Origin of the sequence: Pseudomonas sp. GM49 (assembly GCF_000282355.1) — a bacterium.
In the GTDB taxonomy this organism is placed as follows: Bacteria; Pseudomonadota; Gammaproteobacteria; order Pseudomonadales; family Pseudomonadaceae; genus Aquipseudomonas.
The window spans coordinates 43,175-68,686 of sequence record NZ_AKJL01000305.1; the positions used below are offsets into that span (position 1 = coordinate 43,175).

Consider the following 25,512-nt stretch of genomic DNA (forward strand, 5'->3'; position numbering starts at 1 on the left):
TTCATATGGTTAGCCACCCATCGCGGGGTTCGATCCGTTGCCTACGCTGGCTCATCATCGCCTGTATCTACACACTTTTCGAGCCAAATAAGTATTTGCAGTGTTTATATTTATATAAACATTGGTATATGGAGTGACCTAGCCACAGCTCGTACGATCAATCCCATCCAACCCACGGAGCTGGTCATGTATCGTATAGGCATAGATGTAGGTGGAACCTTCACCGATTTCACCATGATTAACGAAGATAACGGTAAAGTTGAATACCATAAGGTGCCGTCCACCCCTCATGATCCGTCCGAGGCAATTGAGAACGGCATCTCCGATCTTCTGCGAAACCACAAAGTCAGTGCTGATCAGGTCTCTCATATTGGCCATGGCACTACGGTTGCGACCAACCTCATTATCGAACGAAAAGGCGCATCACTCGGCCTGATTACCACGCGCGGCTTTCGCGATGTCATGGAGATCGGGCGGCAAATTCGACCTAGCCTCTGCGACTACAACGTAGGTAAGCCTCCAAGCCTGGTTAAGCGCATGCACCGTGTTGAAGTCGGCGAGCGACTGGATGCGCAAGGGATGGTTGTCGAAAGCCTTGACGAAGAAGCTGTTCGCCAAGCGGCCACGATGTTCGCTAAAGAAAGTTTGGAAGCTGTCGCCATCTGCTTCCTCCACTCCTATCGCAATCCTGTTCATGAGCAGCGTGCCAAGGCGATTGTTCAGGAAATTTTGCCTTCCACATACATCAGCATCTCCAGCGAAGTGCTGCCGGAATTTCGCGAGTACGAGCGCCTTTCTACTACCGCCCTCAACGCAAGCGTTGGGCCGCGCATGGCTCGATACCTTGATCGGTTCCTGGAGCGTGCCAGCGCCATGGGCGTGGTTGGCCAGCCGCTGACGGTACATTCCAACGGTGGTCTGATGTCGCCGGATGCGGTCCGGGAGTTTCCGGTAAGAACGTGCTTGTCTGGGCCTGCGGCAGGCGTGGTGGGGGCAGCAGCTGTTGGGCGCCACATCGGCCAACCCAATCTCGTGACCTTTGACGTGGGGGGTACGAGCACCGACGTTTCGCTCATCAGTGGTGGCAAGCCGTTGTTCACCTCCAGCCGTCAGGTTGCGGGGTATCCAGTGAAAACCCCAATGGTCGACATTCACGTTATTGGCGCCGGTGGCGGCAGTATCGCCTGGCTGGATGATGCCGGTTCACTGAAGGTTGGCCCGCATAGCGCTGGTGCTGTCCCTGGCCCTGTTGGGTACGCTCGCGGCGGCACTGAACCGACGATTACTGACGCTGAAATCGTGTTGCAGCGCCTCAACCCGGAAGTGCTTTTGAAAGGCCGTATGCGGGTGGATGCTGCGGCCGCACGTAAGGTCATCGAGGACAAGGTCGCCAAACCCCTCGGCCTGAGCTTGGAAGATGCAGCAGAGGGCATCCTGCGCATTGCGAACGCGAACATGAGCCGTGCCATCCGAGCGGTATCGACTGAGAAGGGTCATAACCTTGCTGAGTTCGCGCTCTACGCCTACGGCGGGGCGGGTGGTCTGCATGCCATGGACGTTGCGGAAGAGTGTGGCATTTCAACCGTGGTCGTACCGCGAGAGCCAGGGACCATGTGTGCTCGCGGAATCCTCCTGACTGACATTTCCTTCGACTTCGTCCGCAGCGCTATCACCACAGCCAGCGCACAGAACTGGAAAGGCATTGTGGAGCTCTTCAACCAGTTGAAGGGCAATGCTACGAAGTGGCTGGATCAAGAGCACGTAAACACTGAAATGCGGCAATTGGTATGTGCCATCGACGCGCGCTATAACGGCCAGAACTTTGAGGTTCTGGTGCCGATGGATACGGTAGGGCCAGATGATCTGGGTTCGTTCGAGGCGGCGTTCCATGTTGCCCATGAGCGTGAGTACGGCTACCAGGTTGAAGGTCGTGCCATTCAGATCATCAACTGCCGTGTTCAGGCGGTAGGACGTGTGCTGAAGGCGCCGCTTGCTGCTGCACGCGCAGACACCACGCTCGCCGACGCGAAGGTCGGGCAGCGTCAGGTCTACGCTGGCAAGGCCTACGGTTGGTGCGAAACCCCAATCTTCGACCGCGATTTGCTGTCAGTTGGCATCGTCGTTGAAGGCCCCGCGATCATCGAAGAGATGAGTTCCACGACTGTGCTCGGCCCAAATCACGAGGCCCTTGTTGACCCGCACGGTAACCTGATCGTCACTCTGCACCTGGGAGCACAAGCATGAGTATCCAACAGTTCACCAGCACCGCAACCATTGCTGATCCCATCGAGATGGAAGTGTTCGTCAACCGGCTGCTCTCCATCACCGAGGACATGAACAACACGCTTGTACGCTCTTCGTTCTCAACCAATATCAAAGAGCGTAAAGACTGTTCGGTAGCGCTTTTTGACCGCGCCGGGCGACTGGTCTCTCAAGGCACGCAGATCCCTCTTCATCTGGGGTCGCTCAATGGTGCCGTTGAAGCAGTCCTTGCGCAGTATCCAGTGGATACGATCAAAGACGGCGATACCTTCATCTGCAACGATCCGTATCTGGCTAATGGCAGTCACTTGCCTGACATCAATATCGTCACTCCAGTGTTCTGGGAGGGCACCCTGCGCTTCTTCGCAGCGAACATCGCCCACCACTCGGACGTTGGCGGCGCGGTTCCAGGCTCGATTGCCGGTGGACTCACGAGCATTTTCCAGGAAGGGATTCGTATCCCCGTAAGCCGCATCGCCCGCAATGGGGTCATTGAGGACGATCTGCTCCGGTTGATCTGCTCAAACTGCCGCGATCCCGAAGAGCGTGGTCTTGACCTTCGAGTGCAGATTGCAACCAACGAGCGCGGGTCCGAAGCCGTCAGGGAACTCATCCGCCACATGGGCTTGCCGAAAGTCCTACAGTCGGTTGAGGACGTTCTGACCTACACCCGTACTCGATTGGCTAACCGAATCGCCGAACTCAAAGAGGGCAGTTACCAATTCACCAACATGCTCGATGACGATGGCATGGGTGGCGGCGACCCGGTTCCAATCACTGTGACTCTCACCGTGGCTGACGGCATCCTCTCGTTCGATTTCACCGGTTCGGGTCCCCAGGCTCGTGGTGCAATGAACCTCCCTATCAACGCGCTGAACGCGACTGTTTACTACGCCGTTAAGGCGCTGCTGGATCCTGAACTCCCGCCCAATGCCGGTCTGTTCGCAGCGATTCGCGTGAGTGCCCCGAAAGGGACCATCACCAATCCTGAGATGCCTGCTGCTGTCGGCGCCCGATCCATTACCGCGCAAAAAGTTGCGGGTGCAATCTTCGGTGCATTTCGTGGGCTGTTGCCTAAAGAAAAGGTTATGGCATCCGGCAACGATTTGTGCCCGGCCATTGTGTTTTCTGGTCCATTGCATCAACGCGCTGGTGAGTTCATCTACCTCGAAACCATTGCAGGCGGCAGCGGTGCACGCTTTGACCTTGATGGGATGGACGCGGTCCACGTGCACATGACCAACTCTTCCAACCTTCCTGTCGAGGCAATGGAGAACGAGTATCCATTGCGCGTTGAGGAATATGCACTTATCCCTAACTCAGGTGGTGCAGGCCGTACACGCGGCGGGATGGGGGTCGCTCGGCAGATCAAGGTGCTGGAATCTGGCATCGTCTTCTCGGCTCGCTCAGACAGCCATACCGTGGGTGTTCCAACGGGCGTAGATGGTGGCCATGACGGTCGCCGAGCGCGACTGCTTCGAAATCCTGGCGGCCAGAATGAAGAGGTGATGTTTTCAAAAACCTCGAACATCACGCTCCAGGCTGGCGAGAGCATCAGGATCGAAACCCCAGGCGGGGGCGGTTATGGTGAGCCGTCCAAGCGTGAGGCCAATAAGCTGCGGCAGGACGTCCTTGATGGCCTTGTCTCTGCTGAATGCGCAAGCGAGGACTACGGTTTTAGCCTCTAAGCATCGCGCGGGTGCCTGAATAAGGCCCCGCGTTTTTTGCGTTATGAAAAATTTTGAGCAGGTATAAAAACAACAGCATGGCCTAGGTTTTCTTCACTGCCGACGCACAGAGCACTAAGTGCTCTTTCATCGTTTTAAGCATACCTGGCTATACAGTCCAATTTTTTGAGGGATCCGAGCATGATGCGTAAATACATTTCTGTGATCACCTTGTCGGCCTCTGCGGCTCTATGCCTTGGCGTCAATGCCGCTCAAGCTGAAACCCTATATGTAGGTGGCGGGGGTGGCTCGATTGAGCAAATATTTAAAGAGAAAATCATCCCTTCCTTTGAAGCGAAAACTGGCGCCAAAGTAGTTTACGTCCCTGGAAACTCCACTGATACTCTCGCCAAAATTCAAGCGCAGAAAGGAAATCAGCAGATGTCCTTTGTGATGTTTGACCACTTGCCAATGTACCAGGCAGCCAGTCAAGGGCTTTGCTCAAAGCTTGATGACAGCGAAATCTATCATAAGCTTTACTCTAAGGCGTTGACGAAAGATGGATCATTTGTAGGGATAGGTTTTCTGGCTACAGGACTAGGCTATAACACGGAAGTGTTTGCTAAAAATGGCTGGAGCGCACCAACATCGTGGATGGATCTGGTAGATGGCAAGTACAAACAAAGTATTGCGATCCCTCCCATAACTAATGGCTATGGTTTGGCGACACTCCTGATGATGGCAAAGCTTAATGGGGGGAGTGAAAATAAAATTGAGCCTGGCTTCGACGTAATGGTTAATAAGGTTTCCCCCAACGTCGTTTCTTGGGAGCCATCTCCTGGGAAAATGGCCGAGATGTTACAAACCGGTGAGGCTGCAATGGTCGTGTGGGGGAATAGCCGGGTCCAAGCAGTTAAAAACCAAGGCGCGCCAGTCGAATTCGTTTATCCCAAGGAAGGTGCCTTTGCGATTATCAACTCGGGTTGTGTAGTCGAGGGTGGTCCGTCACCCAAGCTGGGTCAGCAGTTCCTGCGACACATCCTATCCGCTGAGTCCCAGTTGGCGCTGGCCTCCGGTGAGGGATGGGGCCCCGTGAATAAAGATGTAAAACTCCCGGAAGACGTTGCTAAGCGCGTGATTTATGGAGCTGATCAGGTCGATGCTCTTCTTTCCACTGATGCTGAATTGGTTAATACAAAGCGGGCAGAGTGGACAACCCGCTGGAATCGGTCTGTAGAGCACTAATGTCACCGAGATTTCGTTCAGGGTAAAGGCGCAACCGTAGTACGCCCTGATCGGGTAAGGCATAGGTTGCCATCCAGCATAAGCCCCCCTCGCCGCCGAGATAGTGCAATGGCCCAATCTTGGCGAGGGGCGACGTGGGGGCGTATCAAAAAATCCCATTCCACTAAACGGCCATACTCCGTTGGCATGCCACAGCCTAGTTAGGATGCCATTGTAGGAATACGCTAGCTGCCAGGCTGGTGTATGTGGGATGGCTAATATGTCATTTTCACGATTATAAAGTTCAGAAACTCTGCATCGTGGCTCGCAACTGAGCGGCAAATGCTTCAGCCAGCTTCATTCGATCCCCCGGATAAGGAAATATCACCGCACATCGAGACGCAAGTTGCTCTCGTATTGGGATTACCACTACTTCACTCGACTGGAACGGCAGCGCCGTAACCTTGGAGATGAGACTAATCCCTGCTCCGGCTGCTACAAGTGCGCAGGCTACCAACGAATTAGGTGTTTCTAGCACCACGTTGGGCGAGATGTGCAGTTTCGTAAAAGCTTCCTCGATTTGATATCGAATATAACTGTGCTGAGAAAGAAGAATCATCCGCTCTCCATCCAGATCAGCTAATGAGATGCGATTTCTCTCAGCCAGTGCATGGTCTCTCGGAATTACAGCACAGATCGGAACCGGGTCTAAAGGCTCGATGGAGATAGAGGCTTTGGATAGAGGAAGTTCAACCAGTGCTATATCGAACTGGCGAGTGGCGATTTGATCGGCAATTTGGCGGCTAGGTAAGACTTGAATGAAAACCTTGACCTTTGGACGGTCTTTCAAGAATTCCGCAACAGCGCGCGGCACTACGCCTAATGACAATGACGGCAATGTGGCTATGCGCAACTCTCCCGCGCGAAGCTGACCGATGTCTTGCGCTGTCTGAGCAATGCGATCAAGGCTACCGTAGATAGGTTCGATTTCGCGAAAAAATGCTTCACCTTCAGGCGTCGGTAGCAATCTACGTCCACGCCGTTCAAATAGCTTGTAGCCAATTCTGAGTTCCAGCAAGGCGATTGAGCGACTGATGGCAGGCTGCGTCACACTCATCATCTGTGCCGCTCCAACCACGGTGCCGGAGCGCATCACGGAATAGAAAGCTTCTATCTGGCGTAGGTTTACAGCGGGCTTCATGTAGATGACTCATGTTGGGCTGTTCAAAAGGGCATCGCCTGTCCGGAGACCAATGCTGCCCCCTTCATCGGTTTCAGACAAACCCGGGGGGGCGCTAGAGCGTCTAGATCATCATACATAACATTCATGCATAAGCACGCATCATAATTTGCATTTTCAGCACCTCTAATCAGTGCCTAAGATGTCCACAAGCCTGGCGCCGCGCGTTCCTGGCCGTCCAGATATTCGACCGTGCCAACGATGTAGGAAACCTATATGAATAAGAATATTGCCTTGATGAGCTCTTTGGTTTTCACCGTTTCAGTCAATGCCCATGCCGCAACGACGCTCTATGTCGGGGGGTCTGGCGGCTCGACGGAAAACATTTTCAAGGAAAAGATCATTCCTCCGTTCGAAGCGAAAACAGGCGCGAAAGTGGTGTATGTGCCCGGCAACTCGACGGACATTCTGGCCAAACTTCAAGCGCAGAAAGGCCAGCAGGAACTATCCGTGGCAATGATTGATGACGGCCCCATGTACCAAGCCGTAAACCAGGGCCTATGTGTTGACATCGAAGCCAATCCCGAGCTGGAGAACTTGTACCCGGGGGCACGAATGCCAGGTGGCAAGTCGCTAGGTGTCGGCTACATCGCTGTGGGCTTGGCATATAACAAAGCCGTGTTCGCAAAAAATGGCTGGGCCGCTCCTACCTCCTGGCACGATCTAGAAAATCCTAAATACGAACAGAAAGTGGTTATCCCTCCTGTCACTAACGGCTACGGGCTTCTGACCCTGCTGATGATGGCCAAGCTTAATGGCGGCGGCGAAACCAACATCGAGCCCGGTTTCTCGGTAATGACCAAAAAGGTCGGGCCCAACGTACTCGCGTGGGAGCCATCTCCCGGCAAGATGGCTCAGATGCTGCAAACCGGCGAAGCGGCGCTGGCGGTGTGGGGCAACGGCCGTGTGCAAACGGTGATCGCCCAAGGCGCACCGGTGGAGTTCGTATATCCAAAGGAAGGCGCTGTTGCGATGCTCACCGCTGGGTGCCCGGTCGCAGGGGCGCCAGAGCCAGACCTCGCGCAACAATTCTTGCGCCATGTGACCTCGGCGGAATCGCAAAAAATCCTCGCCGAAGACAACAGCTGGGGGCCTGTCAACCAAAATTCGAAGCTTTCCCCTGAGGTAGCCGCTCGTGTGGTGTATGGCCCTGAAAAAGTCAACGCACTCATCGCTCCAGACTACAACGTGATCAACGCTAAGCGCAGCGAGTGGACCACCCGCTGGACTCGCGCGGTTGAGCAGTGAGATGTACTCCAAAATAACTAGAACTACCGCTGTAGTGAGGCAAGACTCATGAGCTTCTTAAAGTTAGAAGGCATTTCCAAGCACTACGGTGATTTTGCCGCAGTCGTAGATACCACCCTGCACATTGAAAAGGGAGAATTCGTCAGCTTGCTCGGCCCTTCCGGCTGCGGCAAAACCACCACCTTGCAGATGGTGGCGGGGTTCGCGCAGCCAACCCGTGGGCGGATCATCCTTGACGGGCGAGATATCACCCAGGTCAAACCCAGCCAACGCGGGCTGGGCATCGTTTTCCAGAGCTACGCGCTATTCCCGCATATGACTGTGGCAGACAATGTCTCTTTCGGCCTTGAGATGCAGGGCCTACCTGCCGCCGAGCGTCGCCAGCGGGTTAAAGCCACCTTGAATCTGGTACACCTTGAGGCCCTGGCCGAGCGTTACCCGCGCGAGCTGTCTGGTGGCCAACGTCAGCGCGTCGCCTTAGCTCGCGCTTTGGCCATCCAACCACCTGTGCTGCTACTCGATGAGCCGATGGGCGCACTGGATGCAAAGCTGCGCGAAGAGATGCAGATCGAGCTACGTGCCCTGCAACACAGGGTTGGAGTGACCACGATCATGGTTACACACGATCAGGCAGAGGCAATGACCCTGTCTGACCGCGTAGTGCTGATGAACAAAGGTGAGATCGAACAGGTTGACCGCCCGCTGGACATGTACGAACGCCCCAGCGGCCGCTTTTCTTCGACCTTCCTGGGCAAAGCCAACGTATTCGACGGCACGCGCACACAGGCTGGCGCGATGTTTGAAACACGGGGTCATAAGCTGCCCTCAAACGACCAAGGTGTTGGTGAGCTGTCCTATATCGTGCGTCCGGAGAAAATTAAATTTACCGATCAGAGCGCTCTGCTGCGGGGTAAAGTTAGCGCAAGGGTGTTCCTTGGCAACCACTGGTTGTACCAAGTGCAAACGACGCTGGGCATGATGCAGGTTACTCTGCCTAACAACGGTCTCCCGCAAGTGGCTGAGGGCGACGATGTCGGCCTGAGCTGGCAGGCCGAACATGCCCGGCTGGCACCGCGGGCAGGAGGCAAGGTATGAGCTGCTCCCGCAGCGCCTTGCCTTATTGGCTGGCAAGTCCTGGCATGCTGATGGCGCTGGCCTTCGTGGCCTTGCCTCTGATGATCATGCTGTCATTGAGCTTCTATAGCTACCTACCCGGCGGCGCGGTGAGTGCCCAGATAACTCTGGGCAACTACACCGACGTGCTCAGCGACAGCTACTACTACTCCATCTTCGCCCGTACTTTCGGTATGGCAATACTGGTAACAGCCTTATGCATTGTTATCGGGGTGCCGGAGGCCTACGTGTTGAGCCGGTTGTCACCGCGCTGGCGGGCGATCTCTATTGTGATCGTGTTGGGTCCGTTGCTGGTTTCGGTAGTGGTGCGCACATTGGGTTGGGCGATCCTGCTCGGCAACGAAGGTGTGATCAACAAGACCCTGATGGAACTGGGCCTCATCGATTCGCCAATCAAGATGATGTTTACCTTTGGCGGGGTAGTAGTCGCCATGGTGCATGTACTGGTGCCGTTCATGGTACTGGCAGTATGGGCTTCGATACAGAAGCTTGATCCGGCCACCGAACAGGCAGCCGAGTCGCTTGGAGCGGGTCTGCTTACTATTATGCGTCGTATCGTCTTTCCCCAAGTGATTCCGGGTGTTCTATCCGGAGGGTTGATCGTTTTCGCATTGGCCACCAGTGCCTTCGCTACGCCCGCCATCATCGGTGGCCGTCGACTCAAGGTCGTACCCACCACTATATATGACGAGTTCCTTGGCAACCTCAACTGGCCGCTGGGTGCCACTCTGGCAGTGGTGCTGTTGGTGCTGGTAATGGGTGTGTCGATGGGTATCAACCGTCTGGTCGAGCGTCGTTACAAGCAGGTATTCCAATGAACAGAACCTCTCGATGGCTACTGGTGTTCCATGGCCTGTTCATCACCTTCATGCTCGCTCCCCTGGTGGTAGTGGTGCTGGTGTCGTTCACCGACAAGGGTTACATCGCCATGCCCTTTGACGGAGCGTCGTGGCGCTGGTACACGGCCATGCTCAGCGATGACAGTTTCATCACGCCGTTTTATCGCAGCCTAGGGCTGGGAGCGATAGCCGCTACTTTAGCCACTTTACTAGCAGTACCAGCCGGTATGGCTATCGCTTGGCATCGCTTCCCAGGGCGTGAAGTGGTGCTTGGCGCGCTGATGTCACCGCTGATGGTGCCCCATGTCGTGCTGGGTATCGCCCTATTGCGCTTTCTGACGGCGATCGGCGGCTCCAGCACCTTCTGGGGGCTTACTGCTGCCCACACGGTCGTGGTGCTGCCTTATGTGCTGCGCTTGGTAGTGGCTGCGGCTACGGGCTTTGATCGCAGCACTTCGCAAGCGGCTCAGTCGCTGGGTGCTTCGGCCTGGACGGTATTCTGGCGCATTGAGCTGCCGCTGATTATCCCAGGTGTGGCGGGCGGTTGGCTGATTGCATTTATCAACAGCTTTGACGAGCTGACGATGTCAATTTTCGTAGCTTCTGCTAGCACCGAAACCCTGCCGGTGAAGATGTACAACTACATCGCCAACACCATCGACCCACTGCTGGCATCAGTGTCGACGGTGCTGATCGTGCTGACCCTGGTGTTGATGATCCTGCTAGACCGCTTCTATGGGCTGGATCGGGTATTGGCAGGTAAGACCTCATGAACAAAACGAGCATCGATACCCTGGTTATTGGCGGCGGCGTGGTAGGGATGTCTATCGCTTACGGCCTGGCATTGGCAGGGGAGCGCGTTCGGGTGTTGGATGAGGGAGACGATGCCTTCCGTGCTGCCCGCGGGAATTTCGGCTTGGTGTGGGTACAGGGGAAGGGTGTAAGCAGCCCGAACTATGCGCGCTGGACAATGCATTCAGCGAAGGGCTGGCAGGCATTCGCGCAGGATCTGACGGACCGCACTGGCATTTCACTGGAGCTGGAACAAAACGGTGGACTGCACTTTTGCTTAAGCGAGCAGGAGTTGGAGCAGCGAGTCGCAAGCATGGAGTCACTACGGTTGGCGTTGGGAGAACCCTATCCCTACGAGGTGCTAGACCACGCTGCGCTTCGGGCTCTGGAGCCGCACATCGGCCCAAAAGTGGTGGGGGCTACGTTTAGCAACCTGGATGGTCATGTTAGCCCGCTTCGTTTGCTGCGGGCTCTGTTCGCCGCCTTTCGTGCGCTGGGTGGGGAGCTAATCAATCCCGCTCGCTGCGAGCGCATCCAGAAGCTCTCCGATGGCTTTCATGTATGGGCAGCGGGGGTGGAGCATGTGGCCGACCGCATAGTGCTGACTGCGGGCCTTGGCAACCGTCATCTAGCGCCGATGGTCGGTATCGATGCTCCTATCGAGCCGAACCGGGGGCAGATCCTGGTGACCGAACGGATGAAACCGTTCCTCAAGTTTCCTTCCGGTGTGATCCGCCAAACTGGCGAAGGTGTGGTGCAGATCGGAGACTCCAAGGAAGACGTAGGGCTAGACGACAGTACTTCCCTGGAACAATTGGCACGTATCGCCGATCGTGCGCGGCAGATTTATCCCCTGCTGGAAAACGCCAACGTGGTACGCACCTGGGGCGCATTGCGAGTGATGACACCTGATGGCCTGCCAATTTATCAACAGTCCACCCAATATCCTGGTGCGTTCCTAGTGACCTGCCATAGCGGCATTACTCTGGCTTCGGCCCATACGACAGCGCTGGTGCGCTGGCTGCGTGGTGGAGACGAACCGGCATCGATCAAAACCTTTAAGACGGACCGCTTCCATGTTTAAGCCGATCACGCTCCCCGTGGCGCAACAACCGGCCCAGGTGCAGATCTGGGTCGACGGGCAACCGCTGGCGGCCCGTGCTGGTGAAACCTTGGCCACTGCTCTACTGACCCATGCCGACGAACCTTTTCGTCACTCAGCGGTATCGGGTTCGCCGCGCATGCCGTTTTGCCTAATGGGCGCCTGCTTTGAATGTCTGGTGGAAGTGGACGGTCAGCCCAACGTGCAGGCCTGTATGGTACAGGTCCGCGCTGGTATGCAGGTGAGGCGGATGCATGGTGCACGCCAAGCGGAGGCCCGAGCATGAGCGACTTTACCCATGATGTGATCGTGATCGGCGCGGGTCCAGCGGGGCTGTCAGCCGCCATGACTGCTAAAGCACAGGGGCTTCGCACCTTGCTGTTAGATGAGCAGGTAGGGCCTGGCGGTCAAATCTACCGCAACATCTCCGCGATACCGCCAGCGGTGGCTGAGCTATTGGGCAAAGACTATCGCCATGGCGAAGGCTTGGCCGCACGTGCAGAGCGGGCATCGATAGACATCAAATATGGCGCGCTGGTGTGGGATGTGGCGCGCGACCTGACGTTGACAGTTCAGCAGTTTGGCAAGTCGTTCCAAGTACGTGCGCCGCAGTTGATCGCTGCCACGGGGGCTTTGGAGCGCCCTTCGCCAATTCCCGGATGGACCCTGCCAGGGGTACTTACAGCCGGTGCAGCTCAGATTGCGCTAAAAAGCGGTTCCAGCGTACCGGCTGGACGGGTGGTGTTGGCAGGTGCTGGACCATTGCTGCTGTTGGTTGCATGCCAATTGCTCGACGCCGGGGTGGATGTGCGCGCTATCGTACAGACCTCGCCGCATGGCAACTTGGTCCGTGCCTTGCGCCACTTGCCTGCTGCGTTGGGGGCACCGGCTTACTTGGTTAAAGGCTTGCGCATGTTGATGAAACTCCGGAAGGCCGGTGTGCCGGTGCACACTGCCGCCCACGATTTACGTGTGGAAGGCCAGCAGCAGGCCGAGGCGCTGGTGTTCCGCGCCGAGGGTCGCGAATGGCAATACGAAGCCGAGACCATCCTGCTGCACCACGGGGTAGTGCCCAATACCCAGCTCAGTCGCCTAATGCGAGTCGAACACGACTGGGACGTTGAACAACTTGCTTGGCGGCCTCGCCTAGATGCCTGGGGTCAAACATCGCTGGCAGGCTTGCGCATTGCCGGTGACGGAGCTGCTATCGGCGGTGCACTGGCGGCAGAGCCAGCTGGTGAGTTGGCCGCGATAGGCGCAGCGCTCGCGCTGGGCAAGCTCGACGTAAGGAATGCTGAAGCCCAGGCGGCTCCGTTACGCGCCCAATTGGCACGACAACTGCGGATCAGGCCTTTCCTGGATGCGCTTTACCGTCCACCCAAGTGGCTGACCGAACCGAGTGACGACACTGTGGTATGCCGCTGCGAAGAGGTGACCGCTGGGCAGATCCGCGAGATGGCTCGTTTGGGATGCAAAGGTCCGAACCAAACCAAGTTCTTCAGCCGCTGCGGTATGGGACCTTGCCAGGGGCGGATGTGCGGGCTGACCGTAACTCAACTGCTGGCCAGCAGTTCTGGAACTACCCCAGTAGAGGTCGGCGCATACCATATACGTTCACCGCTCAAACCGGTCCCATTGGGGTCGCTGGCGATGCTGGCTCAGCCAGGGCCGGTCGAGCCGCCGCATTGACTTCGCCCCATCTCTAATTACCTAAGCCTTTATCGCCACTGTTTTAGTGGCTTTCCTTACCAAGGAGTACTGAATGTCTACGATCCAACGCATCCAAACTGGCCCAAGAATGAGCAAAATCGTAATCCACTCCGGGGTAGTTTATTTGAGCGGACAAACCGCCTCCGGAGGAGAGTTTGCAAGCGGCAACATCACCGAACAGACTCAGGCCGTCCTGGCGAAAATCGACAACCTGCTGGCTGAAGCCGGCAGCGATAAGACCCGAATTCTCTCCACAACAATCTATCTGAAGACTATGGAGGATTTCGCCACTATGAACGTGGCATGGGAATCTTGGATCAACCCCGAGCACACGCCAGCCCGTGCCACGGTGCAAGCACTGATGGCTAGCCCTGACTTACGTGTGGAAATGTCTGTAGTCGCTGCATGCGACTGATTGTGTCTTAGAAAGTACGTTATCCCTCGCTTGGGATGACAGCGTGGGCGGAGGGGTTAATTCTTTTGGCTAGTAATACAGCCCCCGTGTGATAGAGCTGTTTGCATCTAACCAAACCCTCCCTCAAAGCTTCCCGATGGAGATACTGGCGACTCTCAGAGCATTGTTACATACGGGATCACTGCCGCCATTTCACTCCGAATGTGTGATCTCCCACTCAGTCTTCGTTAAGGATGGTACCGCGTTGTGTCATCGGAGAACTGATAACAGGGCCTTCCATGAAAACGCTGTTGAACGAGATTCTCGACGAAGTACGTCCCTTGATCGGCAAGGGCAAAGTGGCTGACTACATTCCCGCGCTGGCCGACGTGCCGGCGCAGCAGTTGGGCATCGCGGTATATGGCAACGATGGCAGCTATCACTGCGCAGGCGACGCGCTGGTGCCGTTTTCGGTACAAAGTATTTCCAAAGTGTTCAGCCTGGTTCAGGCGATTGGCCACTCCGGTGAAGCCATTTGGGAGCGGCTTGGTCATGAGCCCTCAGGCCAGCCGTTCAATTCGCTGGTGCAGCTGGAGTTCGAGCGCGGGCGCCCACGTAATCCCTTTATCAATGCGGGTGCGTTGGTGATCTGCGATATCAACCAGTCGCGCTTCGCAGCACCCACGTTGTCGATGCGTGATTTCGCACGACGGCTATCTGGCAATCCCCAAGTGTCGATCGATACCCGTGTGGCTGATTCAGAGTATCAATTCCGCGCGCGCAACGCTGCCATGGCTTACCTGATGCAGTCATTTGGTAACTTCCATAACGAGGTCGAGACTGTTCTGCGCAGCTATTTCAGTTACTGCGCGTTGCAAATGAATTGCCTCGACTTGGCCCGAGCGTTCTGTTTTCTGGCCAACGATGGCTTCTGCAAGCACAGCGGTGAGCAAATTCTGACCCGGCGCCAGACCCAGCAGGTGAACTCAATCATGGCTACTAGCGGGTTGTATGACGAAGCAGGAAATTTCGCCTACCGCGTGGGGTTGCCAGGCAAGAGTGGCGTGGGTGGCGGGATTGTGGCCATCGTGCCGGGTCAATTTACCGTATGCGTGTGGTCGCCGGAGTTAAATGCTGCTGGCAACTCCCTCGCCGGGATGGCGGCGCTGGAGTTGTTGAGTTCGCGGATTGGGTGGTCCGTGTTCTGATTAGCGGGCTGGCTCACTAACAGAGAGTGAGTAGGGTTTTTACTATGGCGCCTTGCGGCGTTACAGGTTTGAGCTTCATGACCTGCTACGTCAAAGGTTTCGACTTCAAGAATGGCTCAGCTGCCGATATTGGCAAAGCCATGAATACAATATTCAGTAGTAACAAAGCGGCGCCTTTTAGCTGCCTACGGCTCTCTCCTGAAAACAATAAAGTCCATGCTTAGGAGTAGTGATGTTCAGACCAGTTCTAACTCTAATGAATCGGGCGCGATACCTGCAGAAATTTACGCTGATATTCTCGGTATTTATGCTTCCATTCTGCTGGCTATCATTCGATAAATTGGAAAGTCTTTATAAGGAACGCCAAGCGACCCATCTCGAACTACTAGGCCTTGAAGCAGTTGGTAAAAGCTTGTCTGAGTACAGGAGTGCTACGGAACTCGCCGGTCTTCAGGTGGTAGCGTACGCACGAAACAAGCCTGACGTCGAAGGTGTCATAACCCGCCAAGGTGATGCACTCAAACTACAAACATTGGAGCTAAATGAGTGGTTGGGGAACAGCCCGTTCTTCGATCACCTCGTCAATACGGATTCTCAGGTGCCGAAGGCTAAAGGTTCGAAGCTTTTGAGCATGCAATATAATGAGCAAGTCCGAGCGCTGCAAATGCGTTTGAGTGCCATTAAGGAAATTGCCGCATCCGCTCGGCTGAGCCAGGACGCAGACTCTCTTGTCTACCGCAACATGGCGTTGCTAACCGATGAGATTCTGCCCCTATATCAAGTCCTCGGGCAGACTCGGAGTTATGCGAGTTATGTCACCGCCTATGGTTATGTTGATTCGTCTACAAAACCAACGGTTGTGAATCAACTAAACAATTTTGATCAGTTTGTTCAGGCGCGCAATAATGGGGTAGGCAATAGCGAAGCACGTGCACTCATCGCTGATACTGCTCAAGAAACAGCGTCCAAATACAAATCCAGCATCATCGACTCGTACGCGTTATCCGGTTCGGTCTACCAAGAGTTGATGGATACGTGGCTTGAAAGGTTCAACGAGTACGTTCCTTTTGTTGAAAAGCTGGACAATGCCACGCAACTAGTTTTGTCAGAAACCGGTGATCAGCTTCATGCTCGCCTGGCAAGCCACCAGCGTAAGCTTGTGCTCTGGGCTCTCGCTCTGCTTGCGACGGTCTTCACGATAATCTACCTGTTTATCGGTTTTTACCTGTCTGTGCGACGAGCCATTCGTGAAATCTCTGAAGCGACGCGCCTTCTGGCTGATGGAGATCTCCGATCCACCATAAAGCCCTCGGGCCGTGATGAGCTGAGTGATCTGGCAGAAGACTTCAACCTCATGCAAGTACGTATGCGTGAACTAATAACCGAGGTCAAAAATTTCTCATCCTCAACGCAAGATAAAGCTGTGAATGTCAGCGAGCACGCGCTTTCATCCCAGCAAAGCGTAGGACATCAAGCGACCAAACTCGAGTTAATCGCCACCTCGATGAGCGAGTTGGTAAGCAGCGTGCAGGAGGTCAGTACCAACTCCAACACCACCGCCGACAAAGCGAGCCAGGCGGGCCAGAAATGTCGCGACGGAAGCATTCAGGTTGGCCGAGCAGTGGCGGGAATCAACGACTTATTCCAAGAACTCAACGACTCACTCAATGCCATCCATGCTGTGGAAAATGAAAGCCAGGCAATCTCTAAAGCGGTTGGGCTGATTAAAAGTGTTTCTGAACAGACAAATCTGCTAGCTCTGAATGCGGCCATCGAGGCGGCGCGAGCCGGGGATCAAGGCCGAGGCTTTGCCGTGGTCGCTGATGAAGTACGTAGCCTGGCCATTCACTCGCATAAATTGACAGGCGAGATCTACAGCAATATTACCCGCCTGCAGCAACAGGTATTCAGCGCTGTCGCGACCATCCGTAGCTGCCATACGAATGCATCCGCGACGGTTGAGGAAGTATCTCGAGCGGCCGGGTTCTTTGACGACATTACCTGCGGCATGAATCAAATCATCGATCACAACATCCAGATTGCCTCAGCAACAGAACAGCAGGCCAATGTTGTACAAGGGGTTGAGCAAAATGCTTTTGAAATTAAAGCTCTTAGTGAAAGCACCGCGAGCCAAGCGGATAGCACGGTAAAAATCAGCAATGAGGTCGCTGAGATGACGCGGAACTTACACGGGCTGATTGCCAATTTTAAGATGTGAGCTAGCTGGTGGCGCAGTGAAACCCAGACAATTGTAATCAATATTGTCTGTTGTGAATCGACCCAGGCCGTATGGAAACGCCTGCGATTGTTTCAACTTCAGATCGTCGAGATCGTGGCGGGGACGACCATGACGCGATTCATTGAAGGTGAGGCTCGGACGCAAGTCACGTTGCTGCCGGAGTGTCTGGACGATTACGTATCCTAGTGTGGCCGCCTTCAGGTCGGCCATCTAAATGTGAATGATCAGTGAGGCTAGGCTTGGAGAACCCGACCCCATTTACGAGTTGTTAGTTCGTGACAGACGGAAGGTGCTCCACCAAAGCATCGCTGCGATACGCTTGTCATACTGGCCTCCGTCGCATAGCAGATTGCGGAACCATTTTCGTCCAGCAGCACACCACCCGCGCCTCTCAACAGCGCGTGGCCCGCTACAACATCATGTGCTGAAACTGCGTAGAGCGAGACACCGCATACACCGTCGCCTGCGGCTACTCTAGCCAGTCTGTATGCGATTGATGGCATTGCATGAAAGCTCCCCGGAGCGCACATCTCTCGATTGAGTTCCGGTTTATTTATCGCCGCAGCACTGACCATGATTGTGCTGCCGCTCGACAATTTTTGATCAGCAAGGCCCGCATTTACTGATTGACCGTTTCGAATCAAATGGGGAATACCCTCCGCCCATCCGATGCAGTCGGGAAACCCCTCAGGAGTAACAGGGGCATATACCACCCCAAGTACCGGGATATTGTTATGCAGTAGTCCCACCGATATGGCAGACCCTTTTAAGCCCTTTAGAAAGTCACTCGTGCCATCGTTAGGGTCAACAACCCAGCACCAAGCATGCCCCGTAAGGATGTGTCCCGTCTCCTCACCCCAAAAGTCGCAGCTAAGCAAGCTGAGAAGTTCTGGTCTCAAAAGATTCTCAATTTCCACATCAATCACGGCCTTATCTTCCTGGCCACGAGGTCCATCCGGAAGATTCCACTCTTCGGAGAGCAAAATGCCTGCTCGTTCAATAATCTTGATAGCGTGAGTGAGAAGTTCTGTTAGATCGGGGGTAGTCATAATGCTCAATAAAAATTAATTGTTCAAAGAGTGCCTCCAAAGTAGCTGCGATGCATCCTAAGCAGTGGTGCGCAAACTAAGGTGAGACGTCTTGCTACATAAGCTACGGCACAGTATGACGTTTAATCAGGCATTTGCACTCCATTTGACTGTTGCATTGGATATGACCAGTGACAGTCTCGCAGACGCGCTAAACACCACCGTAAGCTTCGCTTGGTGATCCGGGATGCACTGTCGGTTCGATCTCAACGGCTGTAGCCGTCCCAAATGTCAGCTGCTAACTGTCGCCTCAGGCGTCTGTAGGGTTGAACAGGCCTCGTGACGGGCGGTAGCCTGTGCTACCGTCATTGACTGTTGCGCCCTGGTCAAGCAAAAAGCAATGCGTTGGTCAGGGCCCACTATAAAACGTAGATATAATTTTGTTATGATGCAAAAAGGTCAGATATCGCCAAGCATACCTTTGTTTCGTGTTGTTTGAGTGTATGGGTTGGATGTTAAGAGCTTAGTCTCAAGTGTGTTTTTGCTAGGAGTTTATTTCTGTGTTTGGTTTTGGTGGTGGCTGACTATCTCAAATGGTGTGCAGTGTTTTGGGATGGCAAATTTTTTATTTAAGGTTGTGTTTGAATTTTTAGTCGGAAATTAGTTATATGATAATCGATGAAAATGCATCTCAGACAAATAAGACTGCGGAGCTTCGACGTAAAAAGTTGCGCGGAAATGTTGGGAAGGCTGTTGTAGATTACGCAATGATCGAAGACGGCGATAAAGTGATGGTGTGCGTGAGTGGTGGCAAAGATTCTTTTGTAATGCTAGATGCATTGTTACATTTGCAACGCGTTGCGCAAATAAAATTTAGTGTTGTAGCTGTGAATCTCGACCAGAAGCAGCCGGGTTTTCCTGAGCATGTCTTACCTGAGTATTTTGAGAGTAAAGGTATCGATTATTATATAATTGATAAAGATACTTACTCTGTTGTTAAGCAGAAGATTCCTGAAGGTAAAACAACGTGCTCTCTTTGTTCCAGGCTAAGAAGGGGGACGCTTTATAGTTTTGCCGAGGAAATTGGTGCTACGAAATTGGCGCTCGGGCATCATATGGATGATATGGTTGAGACTTTGTTCCTCAATATGTTTTTTCAAGCGCAGTTGAAAGGGATGCCGCCCAAGCTTCTTAGTGATGATAAGAGGAATATCGTTATTCGGCCGCTCGCCTACTGCCGAGAAAAAGATATAGCAAAGATTGCTGCTGATAGCGCATATCCTATTATTCCGTGTAACCTTTGCGGTTCACAAGAGAATCTCCAAAGGAAAAAAGTAAAGTCAATGATTGCGGAGTGGGATTTGGTAAATCCTGGGTGCGTGGAGAATATCTTTCATAGTCTACAAAACATAACACCTTCCCAGATGGCCGATCGTAGTCTGTTCAACTTTGTAGATCTTTCTATTGATAGATCGGAAGCCCGCCCGCCATACAAATTTGAAGACGCAGCGGTTTCCTCATCCAGAGTTGAAAATTGGATTGATGTCGTTCAAATTTTGTAAAGATTCAATGAGGTTTTTTGGGGGTGAAGAGGTTTTTGGAGGTCAAAAATGCATGAAGCTTACATTTTTGCCTTTTTTTGTAAAATGTGTGATTTTTTAAATTCAATAGAATCAGAAGGTTGCGTTCATGAATGTTCTGTTTTGTTGGTCGGCCTTGAGCTATAAGGCAAGGACAGCTACACCATGCTCGATGTGCTGATGCACTTGCAGAAGGTCGCGCCGATCAAGTTCGAGATCGTGGCCGTGAACATGGACCAGAAGCAGCCGGGTTTCCCGGAACACGTGCTGCCGGCCTACCTGAAAGAACTGGGTATCGAGTACCACATCGTCGAGAAAGACACTTACTCGGTGGTCAAGGAGCTGATCCCGGAAGGCAAGACCACATGCTCGCTGTGCTCGCGCCTGCGTCGCGGCACGCTCTACACCTTCGCCGACGAAATCGGCGCGACCAAGATGGCCCTCGGTCATCACCGCGACGACATCGTCGAAACGTTCTTCCTGAACATGTTCTTCAACGGTTCGCTCAAGGCCATGCCGCCAAAACTGCGCGCCGACGATGGCCGCAACGTGGTGATCCGCCCGCTGGCCTACTGCAACGAAAAAGACATCCAGGCCTACTCGGACTTCAAGCAATTCCCGATCATTCCGTGCAACCTCTGTGGTTCCCAGGAGAACCTGCAGCGTCAGGTGGTCAAGGAAATGCTCCAGGACTGGGAGCGCAAGACCCCGGGCCGTACCGAGAGTATTTTCCGCAGTCTGCAGAACGTCATCCCGTCGCAACTGGCGGACCGCAACCTGTTCGACTTCACCAGCCTCAAGATCGACGAAAGCGCCGCTTCGCGCTTCGTCAATGTGGTCAACCTCTGATTAAAACTGTGGGAGCGGGCCTGTGGCGAGGGGGCTTGCCCCCGTTTGAGTGCGTAGCACTCACAAGATCTTTGGTACATCGGAGATCTTGGGGCCGCTTCGCAGCCCAACGGGGGCAAGCCCCCTCGCCACAAGCCCGCTCCCACTTTGGTTTTTGTTTCATTCCTCAGGAGAGGGCATGCGCGATTACAAGTGGCTCAATGAATACTGTCTGAACCGCTTCGGTTCGGCGGCTGAACTGGAAGCCCATCTGCCCGTTCCCAAGACTCCGGCGCAACTGCGCAAGATCAGCGACGATCGCTACCTCTCGATGATGGCGTTACGGGTATTCCGCGCCGGGCTCAAGCACAGCCTGGTGGATGCCAAGTGGCCGGCTTTCGAAGAAGTGTTCTTCAAGTTCGACCCGGAAAAAGTCGTGCTGATGAGCTCCGAACACCTTGAGCGCCTGATGCAGGACACGCGGATCATCCGTCACCTTGGCAAGCTCAAGAGTGTGCCGCGCAATGCACAGTTCATACTCGATGTGGCCCATGAAAAGGGCAGCTTCGGTGCACTGATCGCCGACTGGCCGGTGACCGATATCGTCGGGCTGTGGACGTTCCTGAAAAAACGCGGCCATCAGTTGGGCGGGCTGTCAGCCCCGCGCTTCCTGCGCATGATCGGCAAGGACACTTTTGTACCGAGCTATGACGTGGTGGCGGCGCTGAATGCGCAGGACATCATCGACAAGGTGCCGAGCAGTCTGCGCGACCTGGCTTTGGTGCAGGACGTGTTCAACCAGTGGCATGAGGAAAGTGGCGGGCGGCCAATGAGCCAGATTTCGATGATGCTGGCTTATACCGTCAATCATTGAGACCGCGTCGTCCCCTTCGCGAGCAAGCCCGCTCCCACATTGGATTGCATTTCAATGTGGGAGCGGGCTTGCTCCGGGCGGCGTTCCGACGAAGGCGTCTGGTCAGGCGACGGAAATCTCACCCTCGCCAGCCAGCTTACGGTTCAACTGGTACCGCCAGCGCACATACAACAGCGCCGAGCAGAACACCGCCAGGCTCGCGCCCATCTCCAGCAAGCCGAAGATTTGCCGGTTCGGGTCATAGGCAGCCAATGCGCCCTTGATGAAATACAGGTTCACCACAAAGCACATCCACGAATGCCCGCGCGGGCTGCCGACGATCATCCCCGGCGCCAGAATCAGCAGCGGCACCAGCTCGATCAACAGAATCACCCAAGGGCGTGCACCGTGCAGGTCGGCGACCGCCAGGTAGTAAACGCAAAGCAGCCCCACCAGGCCGAAAAAACACAGCAGGCTGATGACGCGCATCGCCTTGACGCGTGGTTCGAGCCATTCGAGGGCGGGCAGGATCTTCGGCTTCTTGGCCACCTCAGCTCTCCAGTTTCTGCGCAGTCTTGGCCAGGCGCATGCCCAGCGCGCGGCACAGCGCCACTTCATGGGTATCCAGGCCGCTTTTGCCGTCGGCACCGGCGTGGTGGCTGGCGCCGTATGGCGTACCGCCGCCCTGGGTTTCCAGCAATGCCGATTCGCTGTACGGCAGACCGGTGATCAGCATGCCGTGGTGCAACAACGGCAACATCATCGACAGCAGCGTGGTTTCCTGGCCGCCGTGCAGGCTGGCTGTAGAGGTGAACACACCGGCCGGTTTACCGACCAAAGCGCCGGTCAGCCACAGGTTGCTGGTGCCATCGAGAAAGTACTTGAGCGGCGCCGCCATGTTGCCGAAGCGGGTCGGGCTGCCGAGCGCCAGGCCGGCGCAGTTCTTCAGGTCGTCGAGGCTGGCATACAGCGCACCTTCGTCGGGAATTTCCGGCGAAACGGCTTCGCACTCGGTGGAGATCGCCGGCACGGTGCGCAGGCGGGCTTCAAGCCCGGCCTGTTCGACGCCACGGGCAATCTGCCGGGCCATTTCGTTGGTCGAGCCGCTGCGGCTGTAGTACAGAACCAGAATGTACGGCGCACTCATGGCAACAGTTCCAGGATCTGCTCCGGTGGGCGGCCGATGACGGCTTTGTCACCGACTTCGAGAATCGGTCGCTCCATCAGTTTCGGGTGGGCGGCGATGGCGGCGATCAATTGCGCTTCGCTCAGGCTGCTGTTGGCCAGGTCGAGGGTTTTGTACTCGTCCTCGCCGGTGCGCAGCAATTGCCGGGCGCTGATTCCGAGTTTGCCCAGCAGATTCTGGATTTGCGTGGCGTCCAGCGGAGTCTCCAGGTAACGGACCACGGTCGGCGTCAGGCCTCGGGCTTCAAGCAGTTCGAGCGCACCGCGGGATTTCGAGCAGCGCGGGTTGTGATAAAGCGTCAGATCGGTCATGAGCGGGTCGCATCTTGCGTAAGGTGGCGGCTATTCTAACTGTGCAGCGCGCAATCCAGAACCGTGAGAGGCGATGGGTCGCAGGCGCATTCAAATTTTGACAAGGAACACGACATGACAAGGCGACTGGCAGCGGCATTGGCGATCATCGGAACGTTGATGCTGGGGGGCTGCGGTAATGACTATGGCATCGACCAGAATGGTCAGAAGGTCGTCGCCGATCGGCTGGACGGCAAATGGCTGGTGCTCAACTACTGGGCAGAATGGTGCGGACCGTGCCGTACCGAGATTCCGGAATTGAACACTTTGGCCGAGCAGCTCAAGGACAAGAAAATTGGTGTGTTCGGGGTCAACTTCGACAACGTCCAGGGGCAGGAGCTGAAGGGCGCGAGCGAGAAACTGGGGATCAGGTTCACGGTGCTGGCCCAGGACCCTTCCGAACTGTTCGAGCTGCCGCGCAGCGAGGCGTTGCCGGTGACGTACATCATCGATGACAAGGGCAAGGTGCGTGAGCAGTTGATGGGTGAACAGACGGCGGCGGGGGTGCTGGCGAAGCTTGAGGCGTTGCAGGCTAAAAACTGATCAGGTGATCGTTTTCATTGTAGCGGGGGCTTTTGTGGCGAGGGAGCAAGCTCCCTCGCCACAGTTATTCACCTGGATGCAGGAGAGGGGGGATCACCCCTCCTCAAGCCACCAACGCAACGGCTTGCCTTCGGCTGGCCAGAAGCGTATCTGCTCGATCGGGGAGACGTCCCAGCGCTGGACATTTTCCAGCGCCTGAAGGAAGCGTCTTTCCTGTTCCATCAGCGCCGGCGCGCACAGTTTGCGGGTGCTGCCGATTTTGCCGAAGCTCAGTTTTTCACCCTCAAGGGTGTACGGCGCGAACCAGTGGTTGCAGCCACCGTTGCCGTAGGCCCGGCCATCTTCGCCGAGGGTGATGGTCAGGTGGCTGTAGTCCATCAGCGGCCGTTCGCCGATCCATTCCAGAATGTAGCTGCGATTGTGTTCAAGCTGCACCGGCTCGGCGGCGCAGCCCAGCAGGCTGGCGCCGACCGTGGCGGTCAGAGCGAGGCGTTTCATCACGCAGGCTCCTGGCATTTCGGGCACAGGTGTTTCTCACCGACGGTGGTCCAGCCCAGCTCGGCAATCCGCGCGGTGGCGGCAGGTTTTTCGGCCTTGTTGCCCAGCTTGGCGTCGACCGCGAACTCGAAACTCAGCTCCTTGGCGCAGCTGTCGCAGTTCACTTGCCAGGTGTGGATGGCCAGTTCGCCGAACACCGGGCCACTGGCCACCGCGACCCATTGACCAGGCGGGTTGATCAGGTGGCGAACCGTTTCGACGGTCAGGCGCATGGACAAGTCCTTGGCGCCCTTGAGGGTGACCACCAGCACGTCGTTGTTGCGAATCGAGCCGCCGTTGCCGGTCACTTGATAACGCCCCGGCACCAGGGCGCGGCATTCGGTGAGGGTGTGTTGCGGGTTCATCAGGCTGTAGCGGAAATCGTGTTCGACCATGGGTCCTCCAAATATGCGCGATATGCTAGCACGGGCTTGCGCGCAGCATGGGGCGGGCATACGACCTTCGATCAGGTTCAGTCGTCCGCCACACGATTCTCTGGCTTGCCTGCCATCCACGACGCGATATTGTGCAAGGTGGTTGCAGCAATCGCGCCCAGGGCTTCGCGGGTCAGGAAGGCCTGGTGTGCGGTGACGATCACGTTGGGGAAGGTCAACAGCCGCGCGAGCACATCGTCCTGCAAAGGCAGGTCGGAGCGGTCTTCGAAAAACAGCTGTGCCTCCTCTTCATAGACATCCAGCCCCAGATAACCCAGCTGACCGTCCTTCAGTGCGTCGATCAGCGCCGGCGTATCCACCAGGCCGCCGCGACCGGTGTTGATCAACATGGCACCCGGTTGCATGTGCGCCAGGGATTCGCGGTTGATCAAATGCTTGCTCTGTTCATTGAGCGGGCAATGCAGGCTGATGATCTGTGATTCGGCCAGCAGTTGAGGCAAGCTCATGTAGCGAGCACCCAACGCTTCGACCTGAGGGTTGGGGTAAGGGTCGTAGGCCAGCAACTGACAGCCGAAGCCGTTCATGATCCTGGCGAAAGTCGCGCCGATCTGCCCGGTGCCGACCACGCCGACGGTCTTGCCCACCAGATCGAAACCGGTCAGTCCATGCAGGCTGAAATCGCCTTCACGGGTCCTGTTGTAGGCACGGTGCAAGCGTCGGTTGAGCGCCAGGATCAACCCCACCGCGTGCTCGGCTACGGCATGAGGCGAGTAGGCCGGGACCCGCACAATCGCCAGTCCCAGGCGTTTCGCCGCTGCCAGGTCGACATGGTTGTAACCGGCCGAACGCAGGGCGATCAGACGTGTGCCGCCGGCAGCCAGGCGTTCGAGCACCGGGGCGCCGAGATCATCGTTGATAAAGGCGCAGACCACCTCGTGATGTTCCGCCAGTGCCGCCGTATCCAGGCTCAGTCGCGCCGCTTGAAAGTGCAGCTCGATGCCGGCGGGCAGTTCGGCGGCGAGAAAACTGTCGCGGTCGTAGGTCTGGCTGCTGAAAAGAATCGTGCGCATGCTGTCCCCCTGAGAGTTGAAGCTTTCTGTAGCAGCTGGCGAAGGCTGCGTTTGGCGGCGAAGCCGTCGCAAAACAAGCCGCC

General features: G+C 55.6%; 24 protein-coding genes and 2 pseudogenes. 18 read left to right on the forward strand and 8 right to left on the reverse strand.

Translation table 11 applies throughout. The features are described from left to right. Positions 1 to 186: 186 nt before the first annotated feature. The 3 genes from PMI29_RS02580 to PMI29_RS02570 all read left to right on the forward strand — a co-directional run bounded on the left by PMI29_RS02580 (position 187) and on the right by PMI29_RS02570 (position 5,174). Positions 187 to 2,244, forward strand: a complete 2,058-nt coding sequence (locus tag PMI29_RS02580; protein ID WP_008003616.1) for a hydantoinase/oxoprolinase family protein — start codon at positions 187 to 189, stop codon at positions 2,242 to 2,244. Continuing rightward, positions 2,241 to 3,950 carry a hydantoinase B/oxoprolinase family protein gene (locus PMI29_RS02575; protein ID WP_008003618.1) on the forward strand — a complete coding sequence of 570 codons (1,710 nt, stop codon included), beginning with the start codon at positions 2,241 to 2,243 and terminating at the stop codon, positions 3,948 to 3,950. The genes PMI29_RS02580 and PMI29_RS02575 overlap by 4 nt, the downstream gene beginning before the upstream one ends. A 180-nt stretch (positions 3,951 to 4,130) precedes the next feature. Beyond that, a complete protein-coding gene (locus PMI29_RS02570; RefSeq protein WP_008003620.1) occupies positions 4,131 to 5,174 on the forward strand; it encodes an ABC transporter substrate-binding protein in 1,044 nt (347 codons plus the stop codon). 283 nt (positions 5,175 to 5,457) lie between these two features. Here PMI29_RS02570 and PMI29_RS02565 read toward each other — a convergent pair whose 3' ends face one another. Beyond that, positions 5,458 to 6,354: a LysR substrate-binding domain-containing protein gene (locus PMI29_RS02565; RefSeq protein ID WP_033052737.1), complete on the reverse strand. Its 897-nt coding sequence runs from the start codon at positions 6,352 to 6,354 to the stop codon at positions 5,458 to 5,460. A gap of 255 nt (positions 6,355 to 6,609) precedes the next feature. On the opposite strand from PMI29_RS02565, the gene PMI29_RS02560 reads away from it, so the two are divergent. From PMI29_RS02560 to PMI29_RS33220, 11 genes and pseudogenes are all read left to right on the forward strand, one after another. Next, positions 6,610 to 7,641: an ABC transporter substrate-binding protein gene (locus tag PMI29_RS02560; RefSeq protein WP_008003624.1), complete on the forward strand. Its 1,032-nt coding sequence runs from the start codon at positions 6,610 to 6,612 to the stop codon at positions 7,639 to 7,641. Between the two features lie 48 nt (positions 7,642 to 7,689). Further along, positions 7,690 to 8,736, forward strand: a complete 1,047-nt coding sequence (locus tag PMI29_RS02555; RefSeq protein WP_007980003.1) for an ABC transporter ATP-binding protein — start codon at positions 7,690 to 7,692, stop codon at positions 8,734 to 8,736. Beyond that, on the forward strand, positions 8,733 to 9,593 hold the full coding sequence (locus PMI29_RS02550; protein WP_008003627.1) for an ABC transporter permease: 861 nt from the start codon (positions 8,733 to 8,735) through the stop codon (positions 9,591 to 9,593). Before PMI29_RS02555 ends, PMI29_RS02550 begins: the two co-directional genes overlap by 4 nt. Further along, complete coding sequence (locus PMI29_RS02545) at positions 9,590 to 10,387, forward strand: ABC transporter permease (protein ID WP_007979999.1); 798 nt, start codon at positions 9,590 to 9,592, stop codon at positions 10,385 to 10,387. Before PMI29_RS02550 ends, PMI29_RS02545 begins: the two co-directional genes overlap by 4 nt. Beyond that, complete coding sequence (locus PMI29_RS02540) at positions 10,384 to 11,490, forward strand: NAD(P)/FAD-dependent oxidoreductase (protein ID WP_008003629.1); 1,107 nt, start codon at positions 10,384 to 10,386, stop codon at positions 11,488 to 11,490. The genes PMI29_RS02545 and PMI29_RS02540 overlap by 4 nt, the downstream gene beginning before the upstream one ends. Further along, positions 11,483 to 11,794: a (2Fe-2S)-binding protein gene (locus PMI29_RS02535; protein WP_007979996.1), complete on the forward strand. Its 312-nt coding sequence runs from the start codon at positions 11,483 to 11,485 to the stop codon at positions 11,792 to 11,794. Before PMI29_RS02540 ends, PMI29_RS02535 begins: the two co-directional genes overlap by 8 nt. After that, a complete protein-coding gene (locus tag PMI29_RS02530) occupies positions 11,791 to 13,197 on the forward strand; it encodes an NAD(P)/FAD-dependent oxidoreductase (RefSeq protein WP_008003632.1) in 1,407 nt (468 codons plus the stop codon). Before PMI29_RS02535 ends, PMI29_RS02530 begins: the two co-directional genes overlap by 4 nt. Before the next feature lie 73 nt (positions 13,198 to 13,270). Continuing rightward, positions 13,271 to 13,633, forward strand: a complete 363-nt coding sequence (locus PMI29_RS02525; RefSeq protein WP_007979992.1) for a RidA family protein — start codon at positions 13,271 to 13,273, stop codon at positions 13,631 to 13,633. Positions 13,634 to 13,911: 278 nt separating this feature from the next. Further along, positions 13,912 to 14,820 carry a glutaminase B gene (gene glsB / locus PMI29_RS02520; protein ID WP_008003633.1) on the forward strand — a complete coding sequence of 303 codons (909 nt, stop codon included), beginning with the start codon at positions 13,912 to 13,914 and terminating at the stop codon, positions 14,818 to 14,820. Between the two features lie 1,027 nt (positions 14,821 to 15,847). Further along, positions 15,848 to 16,180: pseudogene (locus tag PMI29_RS33215) on the forward strand (HAMP domain-containing protein); the annotation flags it as partial. Positions 16,181 to 16,324: 144 nt separating this feature from the next. Further along, on the forward strand, positions 16,325 to 17,038 hold the full coding sequence (locus tag PMI29_RS33220; RefSeq protein WP_443216470.1) for a methyl-accepting chemotaxis protein: 714 nt from the start codon (positions 16,325 to 16,327) through the stop codon (positions 17,036 to 17,038). A gap of 254 nt (positions 17,039 to 17,292) precedes the next feature. On the opposite strand, the gene PMI29_RS31570 is transcribed toward PMI29_RS33220, so the two are convergent. Beyond that, a complete protein-coding gene (locus PMI29_RS31570) occupies positions 17,293 to 18,108 on the reverse strand; it encodes an inositol monophosphatase family protein (protein ID WP_008003637.1) in 816 nt (271 codons plus the stop codon). 647 nt (positions 18,109 to 18,755) lie between these two features. Here PMI29_RS31570 and ttcA (PMI29_RS02510) point away from each other — a divergent pair. The 3 genes and pseudogenes from ttcA (PMI29_RS02510) (at position 18,756) to PMI29_RS02500 (ending at position 21,369) form a co-directional block, all read left to right on the forward strand. Next, a complete protein-coding gene (ttcA, locus tag PMI29_RS02510) occupies positions 18,756 to 19,649 on the forward strand; it encodes a tRNA 2-thiocytidine(32) synthetase TtcA (RefSeq protein ID WP_008003639.1) in 894 nt (297 codons plus the stop codon). Positions 19,650 to 19,814: 165 nt separating this feature from the next. Further along, positions 19,815 to 20,516 (forward strand): annotated as a pseudogene (ttcA, locus tag PMI29_RS02505) (tRNA 2-thiocytidine(32) synthetase TtcA); the annotation flags it as partial. Positions 20,517 to 20,694: 178 nt separating this feature from the next. Further along, positions 20,695 to 21,369, forward strand: a complete 675-nt coding sequence (locus tag PMI29_RS02500; RefSeq protein WP_008003641.1) for a DNA-3-methyladenine glycosylase I — start codon at positions 20,695 to 20,697, stop codon at positions 21,367 to 21,369. A gap of 102 nt (positions 21,370 to 21,471) precedes the next feature. On the opposite strand, the gene PMI29_RS02495 is transcribed toward PMI29_RS02500, so the two are convergent. The 3 genes from PMI29_RS02495 to arsC are packed head-to-tail and all read right to left on the reverse strand — an operon-like array spanning position 21,472 to position 22,845. Beyond that, positions 21,472 to 21,897, reverse strand: coding sequence for a DUF2069 domain-containing protein (locus PMI29_RS02495; protein WP_008003643.1), 426 nt, complete (start codon positions 21,895 to 21,897; stop codon positions 21,472 to 21,474). A gap of 1 nt (position 21,898) precedes the next feature. Further along, positions 21,899 to 22,495: an NAD(P)H:quinone oxidoreductase gene (wrbA, locus tag PMI29_RS02490; RefSeq protein ID WP_008003645.1), complete on the reverse strand. Its 597-nt coding sequence runs from the start codon at positions 22,493 to 22,495 to the stop codon at positions 21,899 to 21,901. After that, positions 22,492 to 22,845: an arsenate reductase (glutaredoxin) gene (gene arsC, locus PMI29_RS02485; protein ID WP_008003646.1), complete on the reverse strand. Its 354-nt coding sequence runs from the start codon at positions 22,843 to 22,845 to the stop codon at positions 22,492 to 22,494. Before arsC ends, wrbA begins: the two co-directional genes overlap by 4 nt. 114 nt (positions 22,846 to 22,959) lie before the next feature. Here arsC and PMI29_RS02480 point away from each other — a divergent pair, with 114 nt between their 5' ends. Then, positions 22,960 to 23,427, forward strand: coding sequence for a TlpA disulfide reductase family protein (locus tag PMI29_RS02480; protein ID WP_008003648.1), 468 nt, complete (start codon positions 22,960 to 22,962; stop codon positions 23,425 to 23,427). A 93-nt stretch (positions 23,428 to 23,520) separates the two neighbouring features. Here PMI29_RS02480 and PMI29_RS02475 read toward each other — a convergent pair whose 3' ends face one another. The 3 genes from PMI29_RS02475 to PMI29_RS02465 form a co-directional block, all read right to left on the reverse strand. Further along, positions 23,521 to 23,925, reverse strand: a complete 405-nt coding sequence (locus PMI29_RS02475) for an META domain-containing protein (RefSeq protein WP_008003650.1) — start codon at positions 23,923 to 23,925, stop codon at positions 23,521 to 23,523. Next, complete coding sequence (locus PMI29_RS02470; protein ID WP_007988765.1) at positions 23,925 to 24,359, reverse strand: hypothetical protein; 435 nt, start codon at positions 24,357 to 24,359, stop codon at positions 23,925 to 23,927. Before PMI29_RS02470 ends, PMI29_RS02475 begins: the two co-directional genes overlap by 1 nt. 77 nt (positions 24,360 to 24,436) lie before the next feature. Continuing rightward, a complete protein-coding gene (locus tag PMI29_RS02465; protein ID WP_008003652.1) occupies positions 24,437 to 25,429 on the reverse strand; it encodes a 2-hydroxyacid dehydrogenase in 993 nt (330 codons plus the stop codon). Between the last annotated feature and the right edge of the window lie 83 nt (positions 25,430 to 25,512).